Source organism: Aquibium oceanicum, from assembly GCF_001889605.1.
In the GTDB taxonomy this organism is placed as follows: Bacteria; Pseudomonadota; Alphaproteobacteria; order Rhizobiales; family Rhizobiaceae; genus Aquibium; species Aquibium oceanicum.
The window spans coordinates 3,645,675-3,672,292 of record NZ_CP018171.1 but is presented as its reverse complement, the minus strand read 5'-3'; the positions used below and the strand labels follow the sequence as shown (position 1 = coordinate 3,672,292).

Below are 26,618 nucleotides of genomic sequence, written 5' to 3'. Positions count from 1 at the left end.
CGCGCGGCGGGTGACGGAAACCGGATTTTCATGACGCAAGACGCATGCCAGAGCCCGGACCGGCGCGGGCGCCCGCCGCGCGGACCGGCGACCGGGCGGCCTGCCGGGCTGCTGCCGATCGCACATGCAGCGTGCCCATTTTTTCACCGCGAGTCCATGGCGCATCGGTTTCGTGCACCCGCCCGCTTGATGCGTGGCGTCATCCGGGGATAGTGGCAGCGGGACACCGCTCCGCGCAGTGTCGGAAAAGGAACGCATCGATGACGGCACGAAAGGTCTGGTGGGGCGATTACCGGACGACGGACTACGCGGCGATCGATCCGGAATCGACGATCGCCGTCCTGCCGGTCGCCGCCATCGAGCAGCACGGGCCGCACCTGCCCGTCTCGACCGACACGACCATCATGCAGGGCATGCTGGAGACCGTCTTCCCGCTGCTGCCGGAGGATCTGGATGCCCGTTTCCTGCCGGTGCAGGCGGTGGGCAAGTCGAACGAGCACCTGCACGCGCCGGGCACGCTGACCCTGCCGGCGCCGCTCCTGATCGAGGCCTGGACTGAACTCGGGCTGTCGGTGGCCCGCGCCGGCGTGCGCAAGATAGTCTTTGTCAATTCGCATGGCGGCAACGAAGAGATCATGGGCATCGTCGCACGCGAACTCCGGGTGCGTGCCAGGATGCTGGCGGTGAAGACGAGCTGGCAGCGCTTCGGTCGGCCCGAGGGCATGTACACGGAGGCGGAGGAGCGGCTCGGCATCCACGGCGGCGATGTCGAGACGTCGCTCATGCTCCACTTCCGGCCGGACCTGGTCGACATGAAAAGGGCACAGGATTTTTCCTCCGCCACCACACGGGCCGACGAAACCTTCGCGCTCCTGAAGCCGCAGGGCACGCACGCCTTCGCCTGGATCGCCAGCGACATCAACCCGGCGGGCGTCGCCGGCGACGCCTCCATCGCGACCGCCGAAAAGGGCAGGGCTACGGCCGAACATCAGGCCGCCGGTTTCGTGCGGCTGCTGCACGACGTGCGCGCTGCGCGGCTCGACGACTGGATCACCTGAGCGGACCCGATCAGCCCCGCCGCGCGCGGTCTGGTGGCCAGCCTCCTTCCGCGCTGCAACAAAGCGGTGGTATCTGACGCGGATATTTGTGACACTCCGCCCGCAACGCGAAACCAAGCATGTCCATCAAAGCAGCCGTCCACCATCTGACGCACTACCGCTACGACCGCCCGGTCACGCTCGGCCCGCAGGTGATACGCCTGAAGCCGGCGCCGCACTCCAAGACCAGGGTCATCAGCCATTCGCTGAAGGTCGAGCCGTCGAATCACTTCGTCAACATCCAGCAGGATCCCTACGGCAACTATCTCGCCCGCTTCGTCTTCCCCGAACCCGTGCGCGAGCTGCGCATCGAGGTCGACCTCGTGGCGGACATGACGGTCTACAATCCCTTCGATTTCTTCGTGGAGCCGGAGGCGGAGACCTGGCCGTTCTCCTATCCTGAGGATCTTCGCGACGACCTGTCGATCTACCTGAAGGCCGAGCCGGTGACGCCGCTGCTCCAGGCGTTCCTCGACAGCATCGATCGCTCCGCCAAGAACACGGTCGACTTCGTCGTCGACCTCAATGCGCGCATCCAGCGCGAGACCGGCTACGTCATCCGCATGGAGCCGGGCGTGCAGTCGCCCGAGGAGACGCTGGCGAGCGCCAAAGGCTCGTGCCGCGATTCCTCCTGGCTGTTGGTCAACGTGCTGCGGCACCTGGGCATCGCGGCGCGCTTCGTGTCGGGCTACCTGATCCAGCTCAAGCCCGATCTCGCCGCGCTCGACGGGCCGGCGGGCACCGACCACGACTTCACCGACCTGCACGCCTGGTGCGAGGTCTACCTGCCGGGCGCCGGCTGGATCGGCCTCGATCCGACCTCGGGCCTGCTCACCGGCGAGAGCCACATTCCGCTGGCCGCGACGCCGCACTACCGCAACGCTGCGCCGATCTCGGGCCTGGCGAGCTACGCCGAGGTGGATTTCGAGTTCGACATGTCGGTGAGCCGGGTGGCCGAACACCCGCGCATTTCCAAGCCGTTCTCGGACGACGCCTGGGAGGCGCTGGACGCGCTCGGCGAAAAGGTCGATGCCGCGCTTGCCGGCAACGACGTGCGGCTGACCATGGGCGGCGAGCCGACCTTCGTGTCGATTGACGATTTCGAAGCCGGCGAATGGAACGCAGACGCCGTCGGGCCGACCAAGCGCGCGCTTGCCGACGGGCTGATCCGGCGCCTGCGCGAGCGCTTCGCGCCGGGCGGCTTCCTGCATTACGGGCAGGGCAAGTGGTATCCTGGCGAGACCCTGCCGCGCTGGACCTTCTCGCTCTACTGGCGCAAGGACGGCAAGCCGATCTGGACCGATCCCTCGCTGGTGGCCGAGGAGAAGGCGCAGACAGGGGCCAGCGCCGAGACCGCCGAGGCGCTGCTTTCCGGCATCGCCGAGAACCTCGGACTGCCGCGCGAGAACGTTGCGCCCGCCTACGAGGACCCGGCCGAGTGGGTGCTGAAGGAAGGCAACCTGCCCGAGAACGTCGACCCGTCCAACTCGAAGCTGGACGACGCGGAGGCGCGCAACCGGATCGCGCGCGTGTTCGAGCGTGGCCTGACGAAGCCTTCCGGCTTCGTCCTGCCCGTGCAGCGGTGGCAGGCCGCCGCCTCCGGGCACCGCTGGCGAAGCGAGCGGTGGAAGACGCGGCGCGGCAAGCTCTTCCTGGTTCCGGGCGATTCGCCGGTGGGCTACCGGCTGCCGCTCGGCGCGCTGCCCTACGTGCCCCCGTCGAGCTATCCCTTCATCGTCGAGGTAGACCCCTCGGTCGCGCGCGGCCCGCTGCCCGAAGGCGCCGAACTCCTGGCCCGAAACCAGCCGGCGCCGGCCGACGGCCGCGCCCAGCCGGAAGCCTCCTTCACGGCAGCGGGCGAAACGCAGGACCGCGTCGAGCAGCATCTGACCGACATCGAGGGCGCGGTGCGCACCGCTCTTGCCGTCGAGCCGCGCGACGGGCGGCTGTGCGTCTTCATGCCCCCGGTGGAGGCGCTGGAGGATTATCTGGAACTGGTGGCCGCAGCCGAGGACGCGGCGCGACCGCTCGGACTGCCGGTGCACATCGAAGGCTATCCGCCGCCGCATGATCCGCGCCTTAACGTCATCCGCGTCGCGCCGGACCCCGGCGTGATCGAGGTCAACGTGCATCCGGCCGCCAACTGGCGCGAATGCGTCGGGATCACGACGGCGGTCTACGAGGAGGCCCGCCAGAGCCGCCTCGGCGCCGACAAGTTCATGATCGACGGCAAGCACACCGGCACCGGCGGCGGCAACCACGTCGTTGTCGGCGGTGCCACCCCCGGCGACAGCCCGTTCCTGCGCCGGCCGGATCTGCTGAAGAGCCTGGTCCTGTTCTGGCAGCGGCATCCTGCGCTGTCCTACATGTTCTCCGGCCTGTTCATCGGCCCGACCAGCCAGGCCCCGCGCGTCGACGAGGCGCGGCACGATTCGCTCTACGAACTGGAGATCGCGCTCTCGCAGGTGCCGGCGCCCGGGAAGGGGGCCGCTCCGCTGCCATGGCTGGTCGACCGCCTGTTCCGCAACCTGCTCGTCGACGTGACCGGCAACACGCACCGCGCGGAGATCTGCATCGACAAGCTGTTCTCGCCAGACGGTCCGACGGGGCGGCTCGGACTGGTCGAGTTCCGCGGCTTCGAGATGCCGCCAAATCCGCGCATGAGTCTCGCCCAGCAGCTCCTTGTGCGGGCGTTGATCGCGCGCTTCTGGCAGGATCCGCTCGACGGCAAGTTCGTGCGCTGGGGCACCACGCTGCACGACCGCTTCATGCTGCCATGGTTCGTCTGGCAGGATTTCCTCGACGTGCTCGGCGACCTCGGCCGGCACGGTTTCGACTTTTCGCCCGAATGGTTCGAGGCGCAGCTCGAATTCCGCTTTCCCTTCATCGGACAGGTCTCCTACGAAGGCATCGACCTCGAACTGCGCCAGGCGCTGGAGCCGTGGCACGTGATGGGCGAGCAGGGAGCGATCGGGGGCACGGTGCGCTTCGTGGATTCCTCGGTGGAGCGGCTGCAGGTCAGGGCCGACGGGCTCGACCCGGAGCGCCACCAGGTGCTGTGCAACGGCCGCGTCGTGCCGCTCGCCAAGACCTCGCGCGCGGGTACTGCTGTGGCGGGCGTGCGCTTCAAGGCCTGGCAGCCGGCCTCGGGCATGCATCCGGCGCTGTCGGTCGACAGCCCGCTCGTGTTCGACGTCTACGACCGCTGGTCGAAGCGCTCGATCGGCGGCTGCGTCTACCATTCCGCCCATCCCGGCGGGCGCAACTACGAGACCTTCCCGGTCAACTCCAACGAGGCCGAATCGCGGCGGCTCGCCCGCTTCGAGGCCTCGGGTCACACGCCCGGATCGCGCGTGCCGCCCGTCGAGGAGGTGTCCGGAGAATTCCCGATGACCCTCGACCTGCGGCGTCCGCCGCTGCTCTAGCCATGACAGCCGCCAGAACCAGTTCCGGTCCATTCGGCGCGCCGCCCGGCCCGCTGGCGGCCGGCTACCGCCCTGTGCCCGGCATCCACGACGAGATGATGGATGCATCCGGCGAAGTGAGGCCGCTGTGGCGCAAGCTCGTGGGCGGTCTCGAAACGCTCGGGCCGGACGCCCTGATCTCGCGCTTCGGTCGCGCCGACCAGTATCTTCGCGACGCCGGCGTCTACTACCGGGTCTATGGCGACGATGCCGAGCAGGAGCGCGCCTGGCCGCTGGCGCACGTTCCGCTGCTCATCGGCGAGGACGAGTGGGCGCAGATATCCTCCGCGCTGGCGCAGCGAGCGGAGCTCCTGGAAGAGATCGTCGCCGACATCTACGGCGCCAACCGGCTGGTCGCCGAGGGCCTGCTTCCGCCATCGCTGATTGCCTCCAACCCCGAATTCCTGCGACCGCTGGTCGGCGTGGTGCCGGCGAGCGGCAACTACCTGCATTTCTGCGCCTTCGAGCTTGGCCGCGGTCCCGACGGCACGTGGTGGGTGCTTGCCGACCGGACGCAGGCGCCGTCCGGCGCCGGATTCGCGCTGGAGAACCGGGTCGCGACGACCCGCGCGCTGCCCGAAGCCTTCGCATCGATGGAGGTCCCGCGACTCGCCGGCTTCTTCCGCGCCTTCCGCGATTCGCTCTTCGGTCTCGTGCGGCAGGAGAACGGCCGGGTGGCGATCCTGACGCCGGGCATCCACAACGAGACCTATTTCGAGCACGCCTACATCGCGCGCTATCTGGGTATGCTCTTGCTGGAAGGCGAGGACCTGACGATCAGCGACGGCGCGGTGATGGTGCGCACCGTCTCGGGACTGAAGCCGGTCGAGGTTCTGTGGCGGCGCTTCGATGCCGCCTTCCTCGATCCGCTGGAACTGAATCAGACCTCGCGCATCGGCACGCCGGGGCTTGTCGACGCGTTGCGCGGCGGCACCGCGGCGATGGTCAACGCGCCGGGGAGCGGCATCCTGGAAACGCGCGCGCTGCTCGCCTTCATGCCGCGTCTCTGCCACCATCTGCGCCGCGAGGAGCTTCAGCTTCCCGGCATCGCCACCTGGTGGTGCGGCGGGGAGGCGGAGCGTCGCCATGTCGCGGACAATCTCGACCGGATGATGATCGGGCCGGCGCTCTCGACCGTGCTTCCCTATGACGACAGCGCTGCCACGGTCCACGGCGAGGCGCTTGGCGGCGAGGCGCGGGCCGATCTCCGTCGCCGGCTCGAAGCGGAAGGAAGCCGCTATGCGGGGCAGGAGGCCGTGCGGCTCTCCACAGCTCCTTTCTTCCATCAAGGCAAGCTGGAGCCGAGGCCGATCATCCTGCGTGCCTTCGCCTGCCGCACGCCGGAGGGATGGAGCGTCATGCCCGGCGGGTTCGCGCGGATCGGCAGCAGCGCCGATACGGCCGCGATCGCCATGCAGCGGGGAGGGCGGGCGGCCGACGTGTGGGTGGTGGAGAGCAAGCCGGTGGAGCCGCTTTCCCTTTTGCCGCAGGAGGGCGAGGCCGTGCGGCGCGCCGATCCCGGCAACCTGCCCAGCCGCGCCGCCGACAACCTTCTGTGGCTCGGCCGCTACGTGGAGCGCTCGGAGTTCATCGTGCGGGTGCTGCGCGCCTATCACTCGCGGCTGGCCGAAGCGGCCGATCCCGAAACGCCGCTGCTGGAATTCGTCGCCGACCACGCCGACCGGCTCGGCATCGACGTCGCGCAGGCGGTTCCGCCCGGCCTGCTCGCCGGCATCGACAGCACCTTCGCCAGCGCCGGGCGCATCCGCGACCGCTTCTCGCCGGACGGCTGGACGGCGCTGAAGGACCTCTCCAAGACGGTCCACCGCTTCGCCGGGGCGGTGCAGCCGGGCGACGACGCCGCGCGCGCCATGTCCGTGCTGTTGCGCAAGATCGCGGGCTTTTCCGGGCTCGTGCACGAGAACATGTACCGCTTCACCGGATGGCGCTTTCTCGAAATCGGCCGCAGGCTCGAACGCGGCATCCAGATGTCGCATCTGCTCGGCGGCATGACCGCCCCGGACGCGCCCCAGGGTGCGCTGGAGATGCTGCTTGAGGTCGGCGACAGCGTCATCACCCACCGTCGCCGCTATTCCGTCCATGCCGGACGCCTGACGGCGATCGACCTCCTGGCGCTCGATGCCTACAATCCTCGCGCCGTCCTGTTCCAGCTCGAGGTGCTGAAGGCGGAGATCGAACTGCTGCCCAACGCCATTCGGCACGGGGTGCGCTCGGACCTCGCCAAGGAGATCCTGCGGCTCCACACGGAGTTCGCCATCCGCGAACCGCAGGATTTCACGCCGGACCTGTTCCGGCTGGCCGGTCATGAACTCGGGGAACTGGCAAGCCTCATCGACGCGACGTATTTCGGATGATCGGCGCGCCATGATCTACGACGTGCGCCTGTTGCAGAGCTACCGCTACGAAAGCCCCGTCGCGGGCGGGCGGCACGTGATCAGGGTCGCGCCGCTGACGCGGCCGGGCGAGCAGCGCGTGGTCGCGGTCTCGCTGAGCTTCGACCCGGAGCCCGCCGAGCGGTCCGACACCACCGATTTCTTCGGCAACCAGGTCTCCGCGATCACCTACCGCAACGCGCACGACGCGCTCGACATCCGCATGTCGGCGCGCGTCACCGTCGACCGGTCTCCGTCCGACGGGTCGCTTTCGGCCACCCTGGCGGAGCTGCCGCGTGAGCTCGAACGGTGCCTGTCGCTGGCGGCCGATTCGCCGCACCACTTCCTTGCCGCCAGCCCTCTCGTGGCGCTCGATGCCGAGATCGCGGCCTACGCGGCGGCGGTCACGCACGGGCAATCTACGGCGGCGGGCGCCGCGATGGCGTTCTGCCTCGGCATCCACCGGGACTTCTCCTACGATCCGAAGGCGACCGACGTGCGCACGCCGCCGCGCCAGGCCTTTCGGCTCAGGCGAGGGGTCTGCCAGGACTTCAGCCACGTCATGATCTCCGGACTTCGCAGCCTCGGCATACCCGCCGGTTACGTCAGCGGATACCTGCGCACCATCCCGCCTCCCGGCCGTGAGCGGCTGGAGGGCGCGGATGCCATGCATGCCTGGGTCAAGGTGTGGTGCGGAGCAGAGGCGGGATGGCTGGAATTCGACCCGACCAACGCGATCGCCGCCGGCAGCGATCACATCGCGGTGGGCTACGGCCGGGACTATTCCGACGTCGCACCTATCATCGGGGTGCTGCGGACCATCGGCAGCCAGGAAGCCGAGCAGTCCGTTGACGTTATTCCGCTCGCCGATCCCCCGGGACAGTAGCGTGACTGGTGGTGTCGACGCGCGGCATTGGGACGTTTCCGCCCCGGTCCCGAAACATCAATTTCGCCTATCGCGCCCCGTTTGCGTCAATCTTGTCGCATTCGGGGCATCTCCACCGTCGATGAAGTTGCACATTCCGCAGCGGAACCGGCCGGATGGCGCCTTGCCGCGCTTTGACATCAAGGTCCGGATGGGGAATGCTAATTGGCGGAAAGCCAAAAACACAAACGGGAGATTGGAATGAGCTTCTACAAGAGCAACGGTGATCGGGTGCCTGCCCACATCGTGGAAATGGCCGAGGAGGCGAAGGCTGGCAAAATCGACCGCCGCGAATTCCTCGCGATGGCCAGCGTGTTCGGCGCATCGACCGCGATGGCCTACGGCATGCTCGGCATCGCCGCGCCGACCCCGGCGATGGCGCAGGAAGAGCCGCAGAAGGGCGGCGTGCTGAAGGTCGCCATGTGGGTCAAGGATCCCAAGGATCCGCGCACGGCCGACTGGTCGGAGATCGCCAACGCCGAGCGCCAGACGCTCGAGCCGCTGGTCAAGTACACCAAGGAATACACGTTCGAGCCCTACCTGGTTGAGAGCTGGGACGTGAACGACGACGCCACCGAATATGTGCTGCACGTGCGTCCGGGCGTGACCTGGACCAACGGCGACACCTTCAACGCCGACGACGTCATCTTCAACTTCACCCGCTGGGCCGACAAGAGCGCCGAGGGCAACTCGATGCCGGGCCGCCTGGGCACCATCGTCGATGAGGGGACGGGCAAGCTGCGCGAAGGCTCGGTCACCAAGGTCGACGACATGACCGTCAAGATCTCGCTCACCAAGGCCGACATCGCGCTGATCCCGAGCCTGTGCGACTATCCCGCGCTCGTCGTGCACCGCTCTTTCGACGAGACCGGCGCGAACTTCGTGCAGAACCCGATCGGCACCGGTCCGTTCGAACTCGTCTCCTACGACGTCGGCCAGCGCGTGGTCTACAAGCGCCGCGAGGACGGCAAGTGGTGGAACGGCGACGTCTATCTCGACGGCGTCGAGTTCATCGACTACGGCACCGATCCGTCGGCGATGGTCTCGGCCTTCGAGGCCGGCGAGGTCCACACCAATCACGAGACCTCGGCCGACTACGTCCAGATCCTGGAAGGGGTCGGAGCCGAGACCTCGGAAGCGGTTACCGCTTCGACGATCGTCGCGCGCACCAACGTCGCCAACAAGCCCTATGACGACCAGAAGGTCCGCAAGGCCCTGCAGCTGGCCGTGGACAACGGCGTGGTTCTGGCGCTCGGCTACGGCAATGCCGGCGAGGTCGCCGAAAACCACCACGTCTGCCCGATCCATCCCGAATACGTCGAGATGCCGAAGGTCGAGCGCGACATCGAGGCGGCCAAGGCCATGATGGAAGAGGCCGGCCAGATGGACTACGAGCACGACCTCATCACCGTCGACGAGGACTGGCACAAGAACACCGGCGACGCGATCGCGGCGCAGATCCGCGAGGCCGGCATCAAGGTCAAGCGCACGGTGCTGCCGGGCTCCACCTTCTGGAACGACTGGACCAAGTATCCGTACTCGATGACCAACTGGAACATGCGCCCGCTGGGCATCCAGGTCATCGCGATCGCCTACCGCACCGGCGAGGCGTGGAACGAGGCGGCGTACTCCAATCCGGAGCTCGACGCGCTGGTGGGCGAGGCTCTCGCGATCGCCGACGCCGAAAAGCGCAAGGACGTCATGGGCAAGATCGAAAAGATCCTCCAGGACTCGGGCATCATCATCCAGCCCTACTGGCGCAAGCTCTACAACCACTCCATGCCGGTGGTGCAGAACCACGGCATGCACCCGACCTTCGAGCATGATTTCGGCAAGGTCTGGCTCAAGGAAGCCTGATCGGCTGACGCGACCACCGGGAGGGGCCACGAGCCCCTCCCGTTCGTTCCGGAGGGTTAGGCGCCCCAACCCAAATCGGCAGGGGGATCGATGCTTGCATTCGTAGTGCGGCGACTGGGCACCATGGCGCTGACGATGCTGTGCCTCACGCTCGTCGTGTTCTTCATGGTCAATCTCGAACCGAACCTGCGCAAGCTGTCGATCAGCCAGCTCGACATGCGGTCGTCCGACGAGCACATCGAAAGCTGGCTCCAGCGCAACGGATACCGCGACAATTTCTTCGTCCGCTACGGCCGCTGGCTGGGCGTCGTCCAGAAGCAGCCCAACGTCAACGCGGAAGGCGAGCCGGTCCCGCGCTTTTCATACTGCAACGAGCCGGCGGAGCCATATTACGGCGGCATCCTGCAAGGCGATTTCGGCTGCTCCACCAAGTTCAAGACCACCGTCGCGGAGAAGCTGTTTCCCGCGCTCGGCGCCACCGGCATCCTGATGTTCTGGGTCATGGCGACCATGGTGCCGATCGCGCTCCTGATCGGCATTCTCGCCGGCATGCGCGAGGGGACGCGCACGGACCGATCCTTGTCGGTCGCCTCCATCACCACCACTGCGACGCCGGAATACGTCTCAGGCGTCATCTTCACGGTCGTCTTCGCCTCGTGGCTCGGCTGGCTGAACGGATCGGCGGCTTCGGCGACGGGGCCGGGGGGCATCTCGTTTTCCAATTTCACGCTGCCGGTGATGACGATGGCCATCTACGGCATCGGCTACATCGCCCGCATGACCCGCGCCTCGATGGTCGAGGTCATGACGCAGCAATACATCCGCACCGCGCGGCTCAAGGGCCTGAGCTTCAGCTCGGTCGTGGTCAAGCACGCGCTGCGCAACGCGCTCATCGCGCCCTTCACCGTCATCATGCTGCAGTTTCCGTGGCTGCTCACCGGCGTCGTCATCGTCGAGGTCATGTTCCGCTACCAGGGCTTCGGCTACACGCTCGTGGAAGCGGCCGGCAACAATGACATCGACCTCCTGCTCGGCTGCTCGCTGGTCTCTGTCTTCGTGGTCCTGTCCACGCAGCTCATCTCGGACGTCGGCTATGCCTATCTCAACCCGCGCATAAGAGTTCAATAAGAGGGGACGCGGATGCAGCACGAGTATGTGGGGACCGCCCAGATAATCCTGGGCGTCATCGCCCGGTTCTGGCCGGTTTGGGTCGCGCTGGCGATCGTCCTTTTCGCCAGCATCACCTGGAAGAAGAAGCTCGGCCTCTACGGCCAGCTCTTCGACACCGGCGTCGGCATCGCCGGCGTCGTGATCTGCCTGTTCTGGCTCTTCACCGCGATCTTCTCGGCCACGATCTCGCCCTTCGACCCGCTCGCGCAGGACGTCATGATGAAGGACGCGCTGCCTGGCGCCATCACCGGCGACGGCGGGGTCTACTTGTTCGGCGGCGACAAGCTAGCCCGCGATATCTTCTCGCGCATGGTCTACGGCAGCCGCATCGTGCTCATCATCGCCCCGGCCGCGACCGCCTTCGCGCTGATGGTCGGTATCACGCTCGGCCTGCCGGCGGGCTACTACGGCGGGCGGATCGACTCCTTCCTGTCCTTCCTCGCCAACCTCGTGCTGGCCTTCCCGGTGATCTTGCTGTTCTACCTGCTGGTCACCCCCGGCATCATGGACACGCCGATCCCCTATTCGATGGCGGGTGTCTTCTTCCTGTTCCCGATCATCTTCTTCTCGGTGCTGTTCTATACCCGCTACAAGAACCGTCCCGAACGGTTCTATCCGCAGATCGCCATCACGCTGATCCTCGGCCTGTGGATCTATGCCGGGCTGGTGTTCGACGCCGATCCTCTCGGCATCATCTCGATCCGACCGAACGAGCTCAACATCTTCGTGGCCGTGGTCTTCGCCTCGTCGCCTGGCGTGTTCCGCATCGTGCGCGGGCTGGTGATGGACATCAAGACGCGCGATTACGTCGCCGCTGCCCAGACACGTGGCGAGAGCCCCTGGTACATCATGCTATGGGAAATCCTGCCCAATGCGCGCGGGCCGCTGATCGTCGATGCGTGCCTCAGGATCGGCTACACCACCATCCTGCTTGGCACGCTCGGCTATTTCGGTCTCGGTCTGGCGCCCGAAAGTCCCGATTGGGGCACGGCCATCAAGGATTCCAGCCGCCTCCTGCGCGCCTATATCCACCCGGCGCTGCCGCCGGTGATCGCGCTGATGTCGTTCGTGCTCGGCCTCAACCTTTTGGCCGATGCGCTGCGCGAACAGTCGCTCAAGGATTGAGGGGATACTGACGATGAACCAGGCCCTCGCAACCACGAACGGCGGCAATGCGCAGCCGATCCTCGAGATCGAGAACCTGTCGATCTCCTTCTTCACCCGCGCAGGAGAGATTCCGGCCGTCATGGACTTCTCCTGCAAGGTCATGGCGGGCGAATCCATGGGGCTGGTCGGCGAATCCGGCTGCGGCAAGTCCACCGTTGCGCTCGGCATCATGCGCGACATGGGCAACCGCGGCAGGATCGTCGGCGGCCGCATCAAGTTCATGGGCCGCGACATGGGCGAGATGAGCGACGCAGAGCTGCGCGCCATCCGCGGCAACAAGATCGCCATGATCTACCAGGAGCCGATGGCTAGCCTGAACCCGGCCATGAAGGTCGGCCGCCAGCTGATGGAAGTGCCCATCCTGCACGAGAAGGCCTCGAAGGAGGATGCCTACAAGCGCTCCGTGGAGATGCTGAAGGCCGTGCGGCTGCCCGATCCGGAGCGCATGATGGGCTCCTATCCGCACCAGCTCTCGGGCGGCCAGCAGCAGCGCGTCGTCATCGCCATGGCGCTGCTATCCAAGCCGGCACTGCTCTTGCTAGACGAGCCGACGACCGCGCTCGACGTGACCGTGGAGGCCGGCATCGTCGAACTCGTGCGCGATCTCGGCAAGGAGTTTGGCACCTCCATGCTCTTCATCTCGCACAATCTGGGCCTGATCCTGGAGACCTGCGACCGCATCACGGTGATGTATTCCGGCGAGGCGGTGGAGGAGGGCACGGTGCGCGACGTCTTCGACCGCATGCGCCATCCCTATACGCAGGGGCTGTTCCGCTCGATCCCGCTGCCCGGCGCCGACAAGAACTCGCGCCCGCTGATCGCCATCCCCGGCCAGCTGCCGCTGCCGCACGAGCGCCCGAGGGGCTGCAATTTCGGACCGCGCTGCCAGCACTTCGTCGAGGGTCTGTGCGACGCGCGCGAGATCCCGATGTATCCGGTGAAGGGGCATCCGGACCATCTGTCGCGCTGCGTGCGCTTCGAGGACGTCGACTGGCGCGCGCTGCCGGAAGGCATCGTGCAGAACGAGCCGGTCTCACCCGGCCCGACGGTGCTCAGGATTGAGGACCTGAAGAAATACTACCGCGTCGCGGCCAACGAGATCTTCGGCGGCGGCGAGGCGCGCACGGTCAAGGCCAACGAGTCCATCTCCTTCGAGGCGCGCGAATCCGAGACGGTCGCGATCGTGGGCGAATCCGGCTGCGGCAAGTCCACGTTGGCAAAAGTGCTCCTGGGGCTGGAGACCGCGACCTCGGGCACGATCCGGCTCGGCAATTCCGAAATCCAGAACACGCCGATCGAGGAGCGCGACGTCGACACGATCTCGTCGATCCAGATGGTGTTCCAGAACCCGTTCGACACGCTGAACCCCAGCCATTCGGTGGGATCGCAGATCATCCGCACGCTCGAAAAGTTCAAGGTCGGCAAGAGCCAGTCCGAGCGGCAGGGCCGGATGCTGGAACTGCTCGACCTGGTGAAGCTGCCGCGCGCTTTCGCCACCCGCATGCCGCGCCAGCTATCGGGCGGCCAGAAGCAGCGCATCGGCGTCGCGCGCGCCTTCGCCGGCAATGCCCGCGTGGTGGTGGCCGACGAGCCGGTCTCGGCGCTCGACGTGTCGGTGCAGGCCGCGGTGACGGAACTCCTGATGGACGTGCAGCGGCGCAACCGCACGACGATGCTGTTCATCAGCCACGATCTCTCCGTGGTGCGATATCTCGCCGACCGGGTGGTGGTGATGTATCTCGGCTACATCGTCGAGCAGGGCACGACGGACCAGATCTTCGCGCCGCCCTACCACCCCTATACCGAGGCGCTGCTCTCGGCGATCCCGATCGCCGACACCAGCGTGGTGAAGAAGCACATCGTGCTCGAAGGCGACATCCCGTCGGCCATGAACCCGCCCAGCGGCTGTCCTTTCCAGACGCGCTGCCGCTGGAAGAGCCGCGTGCCCGACAATCTCTGCGAGACGCAGGTGCCGCCTTTCCGCGAACTCGGCAACGGCCATCGCAGCCTGTGCTGGCTCGACGAGGAGGAACTGGCCTCGATGGAGCCGGTCATCACGCTCGGCCGTAAGGACGAGGCCGTGGAGCGTGCCCCGGAGGTAACGCCGCGGAAGCCGGCGCCCTCCGCTCCAGCCGCCAAGGAACCGGCCGCCGCCCCCGCCAGAAAGGCGAGGGCGCTGCCACGCGCCAGTTCGCTCGACGAGGACGGCACGCAGGCCGAGGAAGCGGCGGCGCAATCGCGCGAGACCGGCGCCGGCTCGGCGATCCCCGGCGAATCCTCGCCGAAGCGCCGCGCCCAGGAAGTGGGCTCCGGCCGGCAGGGCGTCGACCCGAACGTCGTGCCCGGCGAGGCGGAGCCTACGGCGAAACCGGCCGGAAAGCCCGCCGTCGCCGAGGAAGAGCCGATCCATCCCTATGCGGAAGCCTCGCCCGCGGTCGGCGTGACCGCCGATGACGAAAACCGCCCCGCCGGCATGAAGCGCCCAGACCGGCCGGACGACCTGAAGATGATCGCCGGCGTCGGTCCCAAGATCGAGGCGACGCTGAACGGCCTCGGCATCTACACCTACGCCCAGATCGCGGCCTGGACGAAGACCGAGCGCCAGTGGGTCGACGGGTTCCTGAAGTTCCGCGGCCGCATCGACCGCGACGAATGGGTCCGCCAGGCCGAGGCGCTCGCCAAGGGAGGCGTCGAGGAATACGTGCGGGTGTTCGGCAGGAAGCCGCGGTAGCAGGGATCATGGTCCCGGAGGTGCTGCGGAGAACGAGCACCACGAACACCTGATCGCGTTTCTCGAGCGGGATCTTTCCGCGGGAAGCGAAGGCGTACACTAATTTGGCGGATGCTATGCTATTGCCACCAAAGCACCCGCCGGGATAGTTCTGCCGGCCTTCCCCACACGGAGCAGGCTGGGGAGGCTTGCTCCCACGGGTGTTTTTCATGAAGTCGAAGATTTTCCTGGCGGCCGGCATTCTTGCCGCGCTCGTCACTTCCGCCAGCGCGCAGACGGTGGGAGACTGGGTGCTTGGCAACTACAAGGGCGGCGCCTACTGGTTTCCCGGCGTCGTCGAGAAGACCGGGAATGGAACGGTCACGGTGGTCTACGACGACGGCGATCGCGAGACCGTCGGTCTGACGGCCGTGCGGCCGTATGACTGGATGATCGGCATGAAGGTCGAGTGCAACTTCCAGGGACAAGGCAACTGGTATCCCGGCACGATCTCCGCCCTGGCTGGCGAGACGATCGGCATCGCCTATGACGACGGAGACAAGGAAACGACCAAGACCGGCCGTTGCCGCAGCCGCTAGCCGATCGCTCATTCGAGAGCGCCACGCTCGAGCCGCCACCGGCCCCATCGGGGCGGGCGGCGGCTCTTCCGTTTCTGAGCAAAGGTCTCAGAACACCGTTGCCGTCGAAAGCCCCAGCGCCGTGGCACCCGCATAGACCGCCTGAGGGCCGGCCTGCAGCGGATGGAACCGGGCGCCCTGGATGTCACGGAAGCGGCGCTCCAGGCCGTTGGCGCGGTAGAAGGACGCTCCGCCGGCGAGTTCCATCGCCAGTTCCACCGCCGCGATCGCGTGACGTGCGACCAGCGTGCGGCCGATCATCACCTCGTTGACCGTGTCGGCCGACGGCGCGTTGCGGGCGACCGCCTCCAGCATCCAGCGATGCGCGATCTGCGCGGCGCGCAGTTCCGTGTCCATGCGGCCTGCGAGCGACAGGTCCGGCTGGGGTTTGCGCTTGGCGATGTCGATTGCGATGTCGCGGGCGCTTTCCGCCACGCCGAGATAGACGGCGTAAATCAACGGGAAGGCGATCGTGGCAATGATCTGGAACACCGGATGCCATTCGCCCGCCTTGCGCGAGAAAGCGACGCCGGCGTCAGGCACGAGCAGGTTCTCGATGACGACGTCGTTGGAGGCGGTGCCGCGCATGCCCATCGTGCGCCAGGTGTCCTCGATGCGCACTTCCGGCGCCTTCATCGGCGCCCCGAAATGGATGACGGACCGCGTCCCGTCCTCGGCCTCGTGGATCGCGCCCGTCATCAGGACGTTGCCGGCTTCCGCGCCGGAGGTGAAGACCTTTCGCGCCGTGACGCGATAGCCGCCCTCGACTTTCTCGGCCTTGCCGGAACCGCCGATCCAGTCCGAGCCACCGGAGGAGAGCAGGATGATCCGCTCGGCGGCGATGCGCTTCAGGAGAGGCTCGGCGGCGGCGACCTTCTGGTGGCGCCAGCGCCATGCGGGGATCGCCACCTGGTGCGTGTGCATGGAGAAGGCCAGCGCGGTCGATCCGCAGGCGCGACCCAGGATGCGCAGCATTTCGGCGAGTTCGGGCACCTCGGCCCCGCCGCCGCCGAGTTCGGCTGGAACGCCGGCCTCGACGAGACCGGCTTCCTTCAGAAGCGCGTAGTTCTCCGCCACGAAACGGTCGTTCTGGTCGATCTCGGCTGATCGTCCGGCAAGCGACGGCGCAAGGCTGGTGGCGATTTCGACGACATCCGGCGCGGCTTCGCTTGCAGAGGGCAGGCCGGCGAGGGTCTTCAAGGCAGGCTGGGCAGACATGGTAATCTCCTGTGCTTGGTTCGATATCCCACGATCTCACCAACCGCGCCGTCATTCCAGTTCAGGAACTGTACTGCGGACGTATCCGGCGCGCGGATTTTGGAGTAGCATGGCTGCGAGCAGGCAGGGGGGGGCACCATGCAGGAGCGCGGCGGCTACGGTCAGTTCTGTCCGGTCTCGATGGCTTCGGAAATACTGTGCAGCCGCTGGACCACGCTGGTGGTGCGCGAACTGCTCTGCGGCAGCACGCGCTTCAACGATTTACGGCGGGGCGTGCCGAAGATGTCGCCGGCGCTGCTGTCCAAACGGCTCAAGGAGCTGCAGCAATCCGGCATCGTCGTCGTCAGGCGCCGCGCGAACGGCTCCGTCGACTATCACCTATCGGAAGCGGGCGAGGACCTGCGGCCCCTGATCATGGGGCTCGGCAACTGGGCACAGCGCTGGATGGAATCGCGTCTGTCGCTGAAGAACCTCGATCCGTCACTGCTCATGTGGGACATGCGCCGCCACGTCGTCGTGAAGCTTTTGCCGGAGAGGCGCTGCACGATACAATTTCTGTACTCGGAACTTCCCGCCCCGCAGAAGAGCTGGTGGCTGGTGGTGGAGGGGGGAGCAGCGGACCTGTGCAGCTTCGACCCGGGCCACGAACTCGACCTCCTCGTCAGGAGTTCACTGCGAACGATGACGGCGATCTGGATGGGGCTGTCCACCATCCGTAAGGAAGCCGAAAGCGGCCAACTGGAGATCGAGGGCGACGCCTCGTTGGCTGGCTCCATGCAGCAATGGCTCGGCCTCAGCCCCTTCGCGCACGAGCCGAGGCGCGTGCAGTAGGGTAGCAAAAGGGTTTTGGTCGGAGAGATACTTTCGTCGCCCTCCGTCGTTCGGGGCTCGCCTACTCCGCAAGCGGACCGGTCAGCTCCGCCTTGCGGCTTGCCTTGTCGAAGATGCAGACCGAGCGCTCCGTGCCCCAGCTGGCAGTGACCGTGACGACCGCCGCGCCGTAGCTTTCCGATCCGAACGGAACAACGTTGACATCGACCGTATCGACCTCACCCTGAACAAGCGCGCGGCAGGTGTCCTCGACCTCCTGATGGAATTCCGCCCAGGCGTCGTCGCTGGAAGCGAAAGCGGGGGCCGACGCGAATATCTGGCATGAGACGAGGAGAAGAAGAGCGATCAGGCTGCGCACGGGCGGCTCCATCATAGATGCATGCATGCTAAAGTCTCAGATGAACGGGGCCTGCGCAATCATCGCAAAAAAATAAGGTCCCGCCCCGCTCCGAAGTAGCCCGGCAGGCATCCCCACCCTCGAGGTCGCACCGGAGGGCAGGAGAGCGCCATCGCTCCCCCTTGTTCACGTGCTCAGGCCAGCGCGTCCGGCATGGTAGAGGGACGCACCACGACCTTCGATCCGTCCCGCACGCGATCGTGCAGGTCGATGATGTCGTGATTGAGCAGCCGGATGCAGCCGGAGGAGACGGCCCTGCCGATCGAATTCGCCTCCGGGTTGCCGTGGATGCGGTAGAGCGTGTCCTCCCCGTTCTGGAAGAGGTAGAGCGCGCGCGCACCCAGCGGGTTCTTCAGGCCGGGGTCCATTCCGCCGGCGGCGACCGAGTAGGGAGCAAGTTCGGGCTGGCGCGCCACCATGTCGTCCGGCGCCTTCCAGCGTGGCCACTTGCGCCTGTACTGGACGACCGCGTCGCCTGCCCAGGAGAAGCCCTGGCGGCCGACGCCGATGCCGTAGCGCATCGCGCTTCCATCCCCTTCGACCAGATGAAGATAGAAGGCGTTCGGATCGACGATGATCGTTCCGGCCGCGTGATCGGGAAAGGGATTTGCGACGCGCCGGCGCCAGTAGCGCTGCGGCACGACCCCCGCCGGCACCGCCGGAACCGGGAACGTTTCGTCGGGGATGGGGCCATAGAAGGCGGGCATATCGGGCGCCGGCGGCGGCGCGGCGACCGCGACGGCTGAATTTGTGGAAGGTCGGCTGCCCATGCTGGTGCAGCCCGACAAAGCGGCCATCGAGGCCGCGCCCAGAAGTGAGCGGCGGGTGATCATCGGTAGTTTCCTTGTTGGTCGATCGGTGTTCGGCGCCAGGCACCGCGGAGGGCGATCAACCGAGCCGGGGAGGACCGACAAGACAGGAGGGCGTCAGGCCCGCCATCGGGCAGCCGGCATCGTCGAAGACGGGAGGGCAGGCCGGACCGTCTTTTGCGCAGGAAGCCACTGGCAGGCCGATGTCCGGCCCGCAGGACGAAAATCCGGAAGGACCACGCTTGCAGCGCTTCCAGGTGGCCACGGTCATCGCGGCGTAACTCTCTCCCAACGCCGACAACACCGTCGAGCGTTCGACCGACAGCGGCTGTGCCGCCGCAATCGGACGGGCGGCCGCGGAGAAGCTTGCGGGCATGAGCGCAACGACCAGGAGTGCAATGAAAAGGCGGCGGAACATCTCTTTCGGTCTAAGCGGAATTGAGGAGATATTAAGTCCCCGAAGGAGGATCCTCCTGCATCACGCGATCCGCGCAAGGTCGGCGATGTTCGACTGACCGATCCCGCTCCTTGCATCCGGGTGCGGCGATAAACTTCCGGTTGTCGGCCCGGCGCGACTATGAGGTGATCGGATCGCTCTTCGTGCCGTGGCAGCCGGATCCACCCGAACCGCCACTGTCCGGCGGCGGACAGTCGCTGCCGCTGCATTCCTGAGCCACCGCGCCGGTCGCCAGGGTCGCGGCCAGCGGGGTCGCGAGGCCGAGTGCCAGAAGGATCGCATAGAACCGCATCGCCCAATCTCCGTTCGTAAAGGTCAGCCTAGCCGAAGCCGCGGCCGTCGGGTATCGCCAATCGTCCGATGCCGATCACATCCGCTTGTCCCGCGGCCGGCTACGACCCGCACTTCTGCATCTGGGCGGCGTAGGTGCGGGCCATCTTGTCGGTGTCGCGGGCGTAGCGCTGGACGCCGGAATTGCTGCGCCAGGAGCCGTTCTTGTAGCCGCCCCACCCGAAGTAGTAGGCGAGATAGAGATTGTAGGCGTCGTTCTTCGAGACGCCGAGCGTGTCGGCGGTCTTGGAGTGGTACCAGCCGACGAAATCGACCGCGTCGGAGAAGCTGGACCTGCGCGCGGTGATGTTGCCGCTCTCGCGGCGATACTGCGACCAGGTACCGTCCAGCGCCTGCGAATAGCCATAGGCGCTCGACTGCCGCTTCCAGGGGATGAAGCCGAAGAGCTTCGTCCGTGGCGGGCGGGCGTGCTGCTTGAAGCCGGATTCCTTGCGCAGCGTCGCCATCAGCACCGGCACCGGAATGCCGTACTTGCGCTCGGTTTTCCTGGCCTCGCGATGCCAGTTGTTGAACCAGCCGTCGCGCTGGTCGAACACCGCGCAGACGTCGTTGATGTGTCGCGGCGCGCTCGCGCAGCCGACCAGCGAGGCGACCAGTGCGATCGCTACAACTCGATTAAAAACGGACGCATACATCGGCTCACGCATAGCGGGAAATGCTGAAGGGAGTCTTGAGGGCGCCGTTAACCGCCGAGGACGTCTTGATGCGAAAGCGCCGCGCGATGTCGCTTTCCTGATATTGTTGATCCGGAAGACGACAGCAACGGCTGCGCGCGCCGTTTTTCCGATAGTCGGGGCGGCCGGATCGGTCTTTCATGGGCCATGACCGCCGAACCTCGCCGACGCCGCTCCGCGGACCGATCAGCCGCCAGGGGCGAAAGCCGCATCCCGCGGCTCGGCCAACGCAGCGTGCGCAACCCGTATCCGCCGATGCGCCTCCTGTCGGACGACCAGGTCGAGGCGATCCACGAGGCTTCGCTCGATATCCTGGAAAATCTTGGCATCGAGCTGATGAGCCCGCGCGGGCTCGATCTCTTCGCGCGCGCGGGCGCCAGCGTCGATCGGGCGAGCCAGACGGTCCGGCTCGACCGCGGCCTCGTGGCCGAGGCGCTGAAGACGACGCCGGAGCGCTTCGCGCTGACGCCGCGCAATCCGCGGAACCGGGTGGAGATCGGCGGCGACCGGATCAACTTCACGCTGGTCGCCGGGCCGCCCAACGTGCACGACATGGAGCGCGGCCGCCGCGCCGGCAACATGCGCGACTATGGCGAGCTGGTGAGCATGGCGCAGCATTTCGACTGCATCACCATGCTCGGCAACCAGGTCTGCGCGCCGGTCGAGCTGCCCGCCAACAGCCGCCACCTCGACACCTACCATGCCAACCTGACGCTGACCGACAAGAGTTTCCACGTCTCGGCCATTGGCCGGGGCAGGGCGCTCGACGGCATCCGCATGGCGGCCATCGCCCGCGGGCTGACGGTCGAACAACTCGCTGAAGATCCCGCGCTTACCACCATCATCTCCGTCAACTCGCCGCGCCGCTTCGACGGCGAGATGGCGGAGGGCATGATGACGATGAGCGAGCACGGGCAGGCGGTCTGCGTCACGCCCTTCACGCTGATGGGCGCCATGAGCCCGGTGACGCTTGCCGGCGCGCTGGCGCAACAGAACGCCGAGGCGCTGTTCGGCATCGTGTTGACGCAACTCGTGCGGCCCGGCGCGCCGGTAATCTACGGCGCCTTCACCTCCAATGTCGACATGCGCTCTGGCGCGCCGGCCTTCGGAACGCCGGAGAACACCAAGGCCAACATCGCTTCGGGCCAGCTCGCGCGCCGCTACCGCCTGTCCTACCGCACGACGCCGGGTTCGGCCTCCAACGCCGCGGATGCGCAGGGGGCATGGGAGACGATGATGGCGCTGTGGGGCGCCGTGCTCGGCCATGGCAACCTCGTCTACCATGCCGCAGGCTGGCAGGAGGGAGGGCTGACGGCCTCGTTCGAGAAGTTCGTCATGGACGTCGAGATGATCCAGCACATGATCGCCTTCCTGAAGCCGATCGCGGTGGACGAGGGCGAACTGGCGCTCGACGCGCTCGCCCGCGTGCCGACCGGCGGCCACTTCTTCGGCGATCCGCACACGCTGGAGCGCTATTCGACCGCCTTCTACCAGCCGATCCTCTCCAACTGGCAGAATTTCGAAGCCTGGCAGGAAGCAGGCAGCCTCGACGCGACCGCGCGCGCCACCGGCATCTGGAAGAAGGCGCTCGCGGAATACAGCCAGCCGCCGATGGACGCGGCGGTGCGCGAGGAACTCGACGCGTATGTCGAGCGGCGGAAGGAAGAGATCGGGGTGGGTGAGCCGTGAGCGACTCTAGCCGACCGGTTTGCGCGCGCAGCCCGCATGATTATGTACCGTGGCGCCGCGATGCTGTAACATCGAGCGGTATTCCGCGCTTTGCACGAGGTGGCCGCGATGGGCATCCACATCCAGGACGAAGAGACCGCGCGCGTGCTGCGCGCGTTCGCAGAGCGTCGGGGACTCGACGTCTCGACCGCGGTCAAGGTGGCCGTCGAGGAGGCTGAGGCGGCGACAAAGAGCAACGGCGCGAAGCTGGCGCAGAAGATCGAGCCAATTCTCGAACGCGCCCGTGCCCGCAGGAAAGAACTCGGCATTCCCGCCGACGCGAAGTTCGACCTGAAGGATTTCCGCGACGAGATGTGGGAAGGGAGCGATTGAGCTACGTTGACAGTTCCGTTCTCGTCTCGCTCGCAGCTGCAGAGCCGGACAGCGAAGCACTCGCGTTTCGTTGCGCTGCAATCGAAGGGTTGGTGACGTCGGTCGTGAGCCAGGTCGAGGCAGCAATCGCGACCGGTCGCATCTTCGGCAAGGATTACTCCTTCGGGACAGCCCAGGTGCAGGATGTCATCAGGGAAATGGGCATCAAGATCGTCGGAGTACCCGACGACCTGGCACTTGAGGTAATGCAAGCGTATCAGGCGTTCGGTAAGGGCACCGGTCACCCGGCCCGACTTAACTTCGGCGATTGCTTTTCGTATGCGATGGCCAGACGATTGGCAGTGCCGCTTCTTTTCAAAGGCAACGATTTCGCTCTGACCGACATCCAGCAGGCGCCTTGAGCAGCGCTGGCCGCCCTCAGCGCCGGCAGGAATCAGCTCCCAAACAGCACATCCCTCACTCCGCGTCCGGCTGTTTCCCCGGTGCGGCCTCCGCGAACGCCGGGATTTCCATGCAGGCCTCGTAAATCCGGCCGATCGTCGGGTAGCGGCTCATGTCGACGCCGAAGCGGCCGTTGTTGGCGACCTGGGCGACGATGCAGAGGTCGGCCAGCGTCGGGCTGTCGCCGTGGCAGAAGCGGCCGGCCTTTCCGTCCGAAGCCAGAATCGCTTCAAGCGGTTGGAAGGTTTCGTCCACCCAGTGCCTGAACCATTCGGCGACGGCCGCGTCGTCGGCGCCGAAGCGGCTGCGCAGCATGGTGAGGATGCGCAGGTTGTTCACCGGATGGATGTCGCAGCCGATCATCTGGCCGACCATGCGCACACGCGCGCGGCCGAGCGGATCCGCCGGCAGGAGCGGCGGCTCGGGATGGATCTCGTCCAGATACTCGCAGATCGCCAGCGACTGCGACAACATCGTGCCGTCCTCCAGCACCAGCGCCGGCACCAGCCCCTGTGGGTTGACGGCCAGGAACTCCGCGGAACGCTGCCCGCCATGGCGAAGGTGATGGGCAACGTAGTCGTAATCCAGCCCCTTCATCTTCAGAGCGATGCGGACGCGGTAAGACGTCGAGGAGCGGAAATAGTTGTGAAGGACCAGACCGGACATTTCGACCTCCCGAATTCAGGTGCCGCAGCTTTAGACGAGTGCGCCGCGATCTTCCAGTGAAGGTCGCGGCGATTAACATGACAAGAACACTCATGATAATAAAGGCTTAGCGCTCGTCCTGAAAAATTGACCAATTGATAAAAAAAGGATTCTACGCTAGCGTTCCTCCAAACGAGAACGGGGAACAGGCATGACTGAAGGTCTTTTCAAGGAAGGGATCGTCCCGGGCAGGCTCCCGTCCGGGCAGTATGCGGACAACTTCTCCGATCTCCATCCGCCCTTCGATCGGCACGAGGCTCTGGTCGAGTCCGACCGCTGCTACTTCTGCTACGACGCTCCCTGCATGCAGGCGTGTCCGACCGCGATCGACATTCCGCTGTTCATCCGCGAGATCGCGACCGGCAATCCGCTGGGCGCCGCCAAGACGATTTTCGAACAGAACATCTTCGGTGGCATGTGCGCCCGCGTCTGCCCGACCGAGACGCTGTGCGAAGAGGTGTGTGTGCGCGAAATCGCGGAAGGCAAGCCGGTGAAGATCGGCATGCTGCAGCGCTACGCGACCGACACTGCGATGGCGCAGGACAAGCAGTTCTTCCCGCGCGCCGCGCCGACGGGCAAGAAGGTCGCGGTCGTCGGTGCCGGCCCGGCCGGGCTCGCCTGCGCGCACCGGCTGGCCGTGAAGGGGCACGACGTCACGGTCCTGGAGGCCAAGCCGAAATCGGGCGGCCTCAACGAGTACGGCATCGCGAGCTACAAGACGGTCGATGGTTTCGCCCAGGCCGAGGTCGACTACATTCTTTCGGTCGGCGGCATCACTGTCGAGAACGGCAAGGCGCTGGGGCGCGATTTCTCGCTGGCTGAACTCACCGCCAGCTACGACGCGGTGTTCCTCGGCATGGGACTTGCCGGCGTGAACGCGCTCGGCGGAGAGGGCGAGGAGGCGGAGGGCGTGCGCGACGCCGTCGACTTCATCGCCGAGCTGCGCCAGGCGAGCGACCTTGCGGATTTGCCGGTGGGGCGAAGGGTGGTGGTTCTGGGCGGCGGCATGACGGCGATCGACGCCGCCGTGCAGGCGCGTCTGCTCGGTGCGGAAGAGGTGACCATCTGCTATCGTCGCGGCAAGGAAAACATGAACGCGTCGGTCTACGAGCAGGACCTCGCCGCGGCCAACGGCGTCACCATCCGGCACTGGATGCAGCCCAAGCGCATCGTCGGCGTCAATGGCAGCACGGTGGGCATCGAGCTCGAATACACCGCGATCAAGGACGGAAAGCTGGCCGGCACCGGCGAAACGATCACGCTGGCGGCCGACCAGGTGTTCAAGGCGATCGGCCAGTCGTTCGACGCAGCACCCCTCAACGGCAGCGGCAATTCCATCGCGCTGGAGCGCGGCCGCATCAAGGTCGACGCGGAAGGCCGCACCTCGATGGCCAAGGTCTGGGCCGGCGGCGACTGCGTGGCGGATGCTCGTGAGGATCTGACGGTGGCGGCCGTCGCCGCGGGCAGGGATGCGGCGGAGAGCATGCATCGGACACTCACCTCTAATGGGAGAGCATGAGCCATGGCAGACCTTTCCAGCAACTTCGTCGGCATCAAGTCGCCCAATCCCTTCTGGCTGGCATCCGCGCCGCCGACCGACAAGGCCTACAACGTCGAGCGCGCCTTCAAGGCGGGCTGGGGCGGCGTGGTCTGGAAGACGCTGGGCGAGGAGGGGCCGCCGGTGGTCAACGTCAACGGACCGCGCTACGGCGCGATCTGGGGCGCGGACCGGCGGCTGCTCGGCCTCAACAACATCGAGCTCATCACCGACCGCGACCTCTACGTGAACCTCCGCGAAATCAAGCAGGTGAAGAAGAACTGGCCGGACCGGGCGCTGGTCGTCTCGCTCATGGTGCCCTGCGTGGAGGAGGCGTGGAAGGCCATCCTCCCGCTGGTCGAGGAGACCGAGGCAGACGGCATCGAGCTCAATTTCGGCTGCCCGCACGGGATGAGCGAGCGCGGCATGGGCTCGGCGGTCGGTCAGGTGCCCGAATATGTCGAGATGGTCGTGCGCTGGTGCAAGGCCAACACCCGCATGCCGGTGATCACCAAGCTCACCCCCAACATCTCCGACATCCGCAAGCCGGCGCGCGCGGCCCACGCCGGCGGAACGGACGCGGTGTCGCTCATCAACACCATCAACTCGATCACCGGCGTCAATCTCGACACTTTTTCGCCCGAGCCGATGATCGACGGCAAGGGCACGCATGGCGGCTATTGCGGCCCGGCGGTGAAGCCGATCGCCATGAACATGGTGGCCGAGATCGCGCGCGATCCCGAGACCGCCGGCCTGCCGATCTCGGCCATCGGCGGCATCACCACCTGGCGCGACGCGGCCGAGTTCATGGCGCTCGGCGCCGGCAACGCGCAGGTCTGCACGGCGGCCATGACCTACGGCTTCAAGATCGTCCAGGAGATGATCGCGGGGCTGGAGAACTGGATGGACGAAAAGGGCCACCGGACGCTTTCCGACTTCGTTGGCCGCGCCACGCCCAACGTCACCGACTGGCAGTACTTGAACCTCAACTACGTCACCAAGGCGCGCATCGACCAGGACCTGTGCATCAAGTGCGGCCGCTGCCACATCGCCTGCGAGGACACCTCGCACCAGGCGATCACCGCGATGGTCGACGGCAAGCGCCACTTCGAGGTGATGGACGACGAGTGCGTCGGCTGCAATCTCTGCGTCAACGTCTGCCCGGTCGAGAACTGCATCACCATGCAGCCGCTAGCGGCCGGCGCGCTCGACCAGCGCACCGGCGAGGTGGTGAAGCCGACCTACGCCAACTGGACCACGCACCCGAACAATCCGGCGACGCGGGTGGCGGCGGAGTAGGTGCTACGAACGCAACGAAGCGGAGGGAGGCGGCGCACGGTTGGCGCCCCACCTTCGTCATCCCAGGGCGGAGCAGCCGCGGAGCGGCATCGCGCCGACCCTGGGATCTATGCCTGTTAATTTCGGCAGCGTGAGGCGGTGTAGAATCGCCCCCGTCTTCCGCCACCTTGCGCGTCGCCACCGCTCGGGCATCGATCCTCGGCTCTCCCTGCGCTGCGCTCCGGTCGGCCGAGGATGACGAAGGAGGGGGAGGCGGCAGGACTGCCGCTATCGCGCGGCGGACGATCGATCCTGGCCGCCTGAGGTATCTGATGGCGCTGGCGGATGGGGCGCCCATCGCACGCCTTGCCTCCTTCTCCCCGTTCACGGGGAGAAGGTGCCCCAAAGGGGCGGATGGGGGGCCGCGCGATGGTCGAG

At 66.5% G+C, this 26,618-nt stretch carries 21 protein-coding genes and 1 pseudogene; 15 read left to right on the top strand and 7 right to left on the bottom strand.

Annotated elements, in window-relative coordinates; all coding sequences use genetic code 11:
- Positions 1-260: 260 nt before the first annotated feature.
- The 9 genes and pseudogenes from BSQ44_RS17970 (at position 261) to BSQ44_RS17930 (ending at position 15,382) form a co-directional block, all read left to right on the top strand.
- Positions 261-1,058 carry a creatininase family protein gene (locus BSQ44_RS17970; protein ID WP_072606513.1) on the top strand — a complete coding sequence of 266 codons (798 nt, stop codon included), beginning with the start codon at positions 261-263 and terminating at the stop codon, positions 1,056-1,058.
- A gap of 119 nt (positions 1,059-1,177) precedes the next feature.
- Positions 1,178-4,522, top strand: coding sequence for a transglutaminase family protein (locus BSQ44_RS17965; protein ID WP_072606512.1), 3,345 nt, complete (start codon positions 1,178-1,180; stop codon positions 4,520-4,522).
- A 2-nt stretch (positions 4,523-4,524) separates the two neighbouring features.
- The gene (locus tag BSQ44_RS17960) at positions 4,525-6,936 is read left to right on the top strand and encodes a circularly permuted type 2 ATP-grasp protein (RefSeq protein ID WP_072606511.1); all 2,412 of its coding nucleotides are present in this window, start codon (positions 4,525-4,527) and stop codon (positions 6,934-6,936) included.
- 10 nt (positions 6,937-6,946) lie between these two features.
- On the top strand, positions 6,947-7,840 hold the full coding sequence (locus BSQ44_RS17955) for a transglutaminase family protein (RefSeq protein ID WP_072606510.1): 894 nt from the start codon (positions 6,947-6,949) through the stop codon (positions 7,838-7,840).
- Positions 7,841-8,080: 240 nt separating this feature from the next.
- Positions 8,081-9,736, top strand: a complete 1,656-nt coding sequence (locus BSQ44_RS17950) for an ABC transporter substrate-binding protein (protein WP_072606509.1) — start codon at positions 8,081-8,083, stop codon at positions 9,734-9,736.
- A gap of 90 nt (positions 9,737-9,826) precedes the next feature.
- Complete coding sequence (locus tag BSQ44_RS17945) at positions 9,827-10,864, top strand: ABC transporter permease (protein WP_114579993.1); 1,038 nt, start codon at positions 9,827-9,829, stop codon at positions 10,862-10,864.
- A gap of 12 nt (positions 10,865-10,876) precedes the next feature.
- Positions 10,877-12,031, top strand: a complete 1,155-nt coding sequence (locus tag BSQ44_RS17940) for an ABC transporter permease (protein ID WP_072606508.1) — start codon at positions 10,877-10,879, stop codon at positions 12,029-12,031.
- 13 nt (positions 12,032-12,044) lie between these two features.
- A pseudogene (locus BSQ44_RS17935) lies at positions 12,045-14,210 on the top strand (dipeptide ABC transporter ATP-binding protein); the annotation flags it as partial.
- An 803-nt stretch (positions 14,211-15,013) separates the two neighbouring features.
- Entirely contained in the window at positions 15,014-15,382 is a 369-nt protein-coding gene (locus tag BSQ44_RS17930) for a tudor domain-containing protein (RefSeq protein WP_072606506.1), read from the top strand.
- A gap of 87 nt (positions 15,383-15,469) precedes the next feature.
- Here BSQ44_RS17930 and BSQ44_RS17925 read toward each other — a convergent pair whose 3' ends face one another.
- Positions 15,470-16,639, bottom strand: a complete 1,170-nt coding sequence (locus BSQ44_RS17925) for an acyl-CoA dehydrogenase family protein (RefSeq protein WP_083534801.1) — start codon at positions 16,637-16,639, stop codon at positions 15,470-15,472.
- A gap of 138 nt (positions 16,640-16,777) precedes the next feature.
- Between BSQ44_RS17925 and BSQ44_RS17920 the strand changes: the two genes are divergently transcribed.
- Positions 16,778-17,470 carry a winged helix-turn-helix transcriptional regulator gene (locus tag BSQ44_RS17920; RefSeq protein ID WP_072606505.1) on the top strand — a complete coding sequence of 231 codons (693 nt, stop codon included), beginning with the start codon at positions 16,778-16,780 and terminating at the stop codon, positions 17,468-17,470.
- 61 nt (positions 17,471-17,531) lie between these two features.
- On the opposite strand, the gene BSQ44_RS17915 is transcribed toward BSQ44_RS17920, so the two are convergent.
- The 5 genes from BSQ44_RS17915 to BSQ44_RS26960 all read right to left on the bottom strand — a co-directional run bounded on the left by BSQ44_RS17915 (position 17,532) and on the right by BSQ44_RS26960 (position 20,300).
- Positions 17,532-17,855, bottom strand: coding sequence for a hypothetical protein (locus BSQ44_RS17915; protein ID WP_210187883.1), 324 nt, complete (start codon positions 17,853-17,855; stop codon positions 17,532-17,534).
- Positions 17,856-18,001: 146 nt separating this feature from the next.
- A complete protein-coding gene (locus BSQ44_RS17910; RefSeq protein ID WP_072606504.1) occupies positions 18,002-18,700 on the bottom strand; it encodes a L,D-transpeptidase in 699 nt (232 codons plus the stop codon).
- A 551-nt stretch (positions 18,701-19,251) separates the two neighbouring features.
- A complete protein-coding gene (locus BSQ44_RS26965; protein WP_157894628.1) occupies positions 19,252-19,425 on the bottom strand; it encodes a hypothetical protein in 174 nt (57 codons plus the stop codon).
- Between the two features lie 100 nt (positions 19,426-19,525).
- A complete protein-coding gene (locus tag BSQ44_RS17900; RefSeq protein WP_072606502.1) occupies positions 19,526-20,119 on the bottom strand; it encodes a transglycosylase SLT domain-containing protein in 594 nt (197 codons plus the stop codon).
- A gap of 4 nt (positions 20,120-20,123) precedes the next feature.
- On the bottom strand, positions 20,124-20,300 hold the full coding sequence (locus BSQ44_RS26960; protein WP_157894627.1) for a hypothetical protein: 177 nt from the start codon (positions 20,298-20,300) through the stop codon (positions 20,124-20,126).
- Positions 20,301-20,305: 5 nt separating this feature from the next.
- On the opposite strand from BSQ44_RS26960, the gene BSQ44_RS17895 reads away from it, so the two are divergent.
- The 3 genes from BSQ44_RS17895 (at position 20,306) to BSQ44_RS17885 (ending at position 22,620) form a co-directional block, all read left to right on the top strand.
- The gene (locus BSQ44_RS17895) at positions 20,306-21,847 is read left to right on the top strand and encodes a trimethylamine methyltransferase family protein (protein ID WP_072606501.1); all 1,542 of its coding nucleotides are present in this window, start codon (positions 20,306-20,308) and stop codon (positions 21,845-21,847) included.
- A gap of 108 nt (positions 21,848-21,955) precedes the next feature.
- Positions 21,956-22,219 carry a type II toxin-antitoxin system VapB family antitoxin gene (locus BSQ44_RS17890; RefSeq protein ID WP_072606500.1) on the top strand — a complete coding sequence of 88 codons (264 nt, stop codon included), beginning with the start codon at positions 21,956-21,958 and terminating at the stop codon, positions 22,217-22,219.
- A complete protein-coding gene (locus tag BSQ44_RS17885; RefSeq protein WP_072606499.1) occupies positions 22,216-22,620 on the top strand; it encodes a type II toxin-antitoxin system VapC family toxin in 405 nt (134 codons plus the stop codon). The genes BSQ44_RS17890 and BSQ44_RS17885 overlap by 4 nt, the downstream gene beginning before the upstream one ends.
- A 55-nt stretch (positions 22,621-22,675) precedes the next feature.
- Here BSQ44_RS17885 and maiA read toward each other — a convergent pair whose 3' ends face one another.
- Positions 22,676-23,326 carry a maleylacetoacetate isomerase gene (gene maiA / locus BSQ44_RS17880; protein WP_072606498.1) on the bottom strand — a complete coding sequence of 217 codons (651 nt, stop codon included), beginning with the start codon at positions 23,324-23,326 and terminating at the stop codon, positions 22,676-22,678.
- A gap of 190 nt (positions 23,327-23,516) precedes the next feature.
- Between maiA and BSQ44_RS17875 the strand changes: the two genes are divergently transcribed.
- Both BSQ44_RS17875 and preA read left to right on the top strand, forming a co-directional pair.
- Positions 23,517-24,884, top strand: coding sequence for an NAD(P)-dependent oxidoreductase (locus BSQ44_RS17875; protein ID WP_072606497.1), 1,368 nt, complete (start codon positions 23,517-23,519; stop codon positions 24,882-24,884).
- Positions 24,885-24,887: 3 nt separating this feature from the next.
- A complete protein-coding gene (gene preA / locus BSQ44_RS17870) occupies positions 24,888-26,201 on the top strand; it encodes an NAD-dependent dihydropyrimidine dehydrogenase subunit PreA (protein WP_072606496.1) in 1,314 nt (437 codons plus the stop codon).
- Positions 26,202-26,618: the final 417 nt, after the last annotated feature.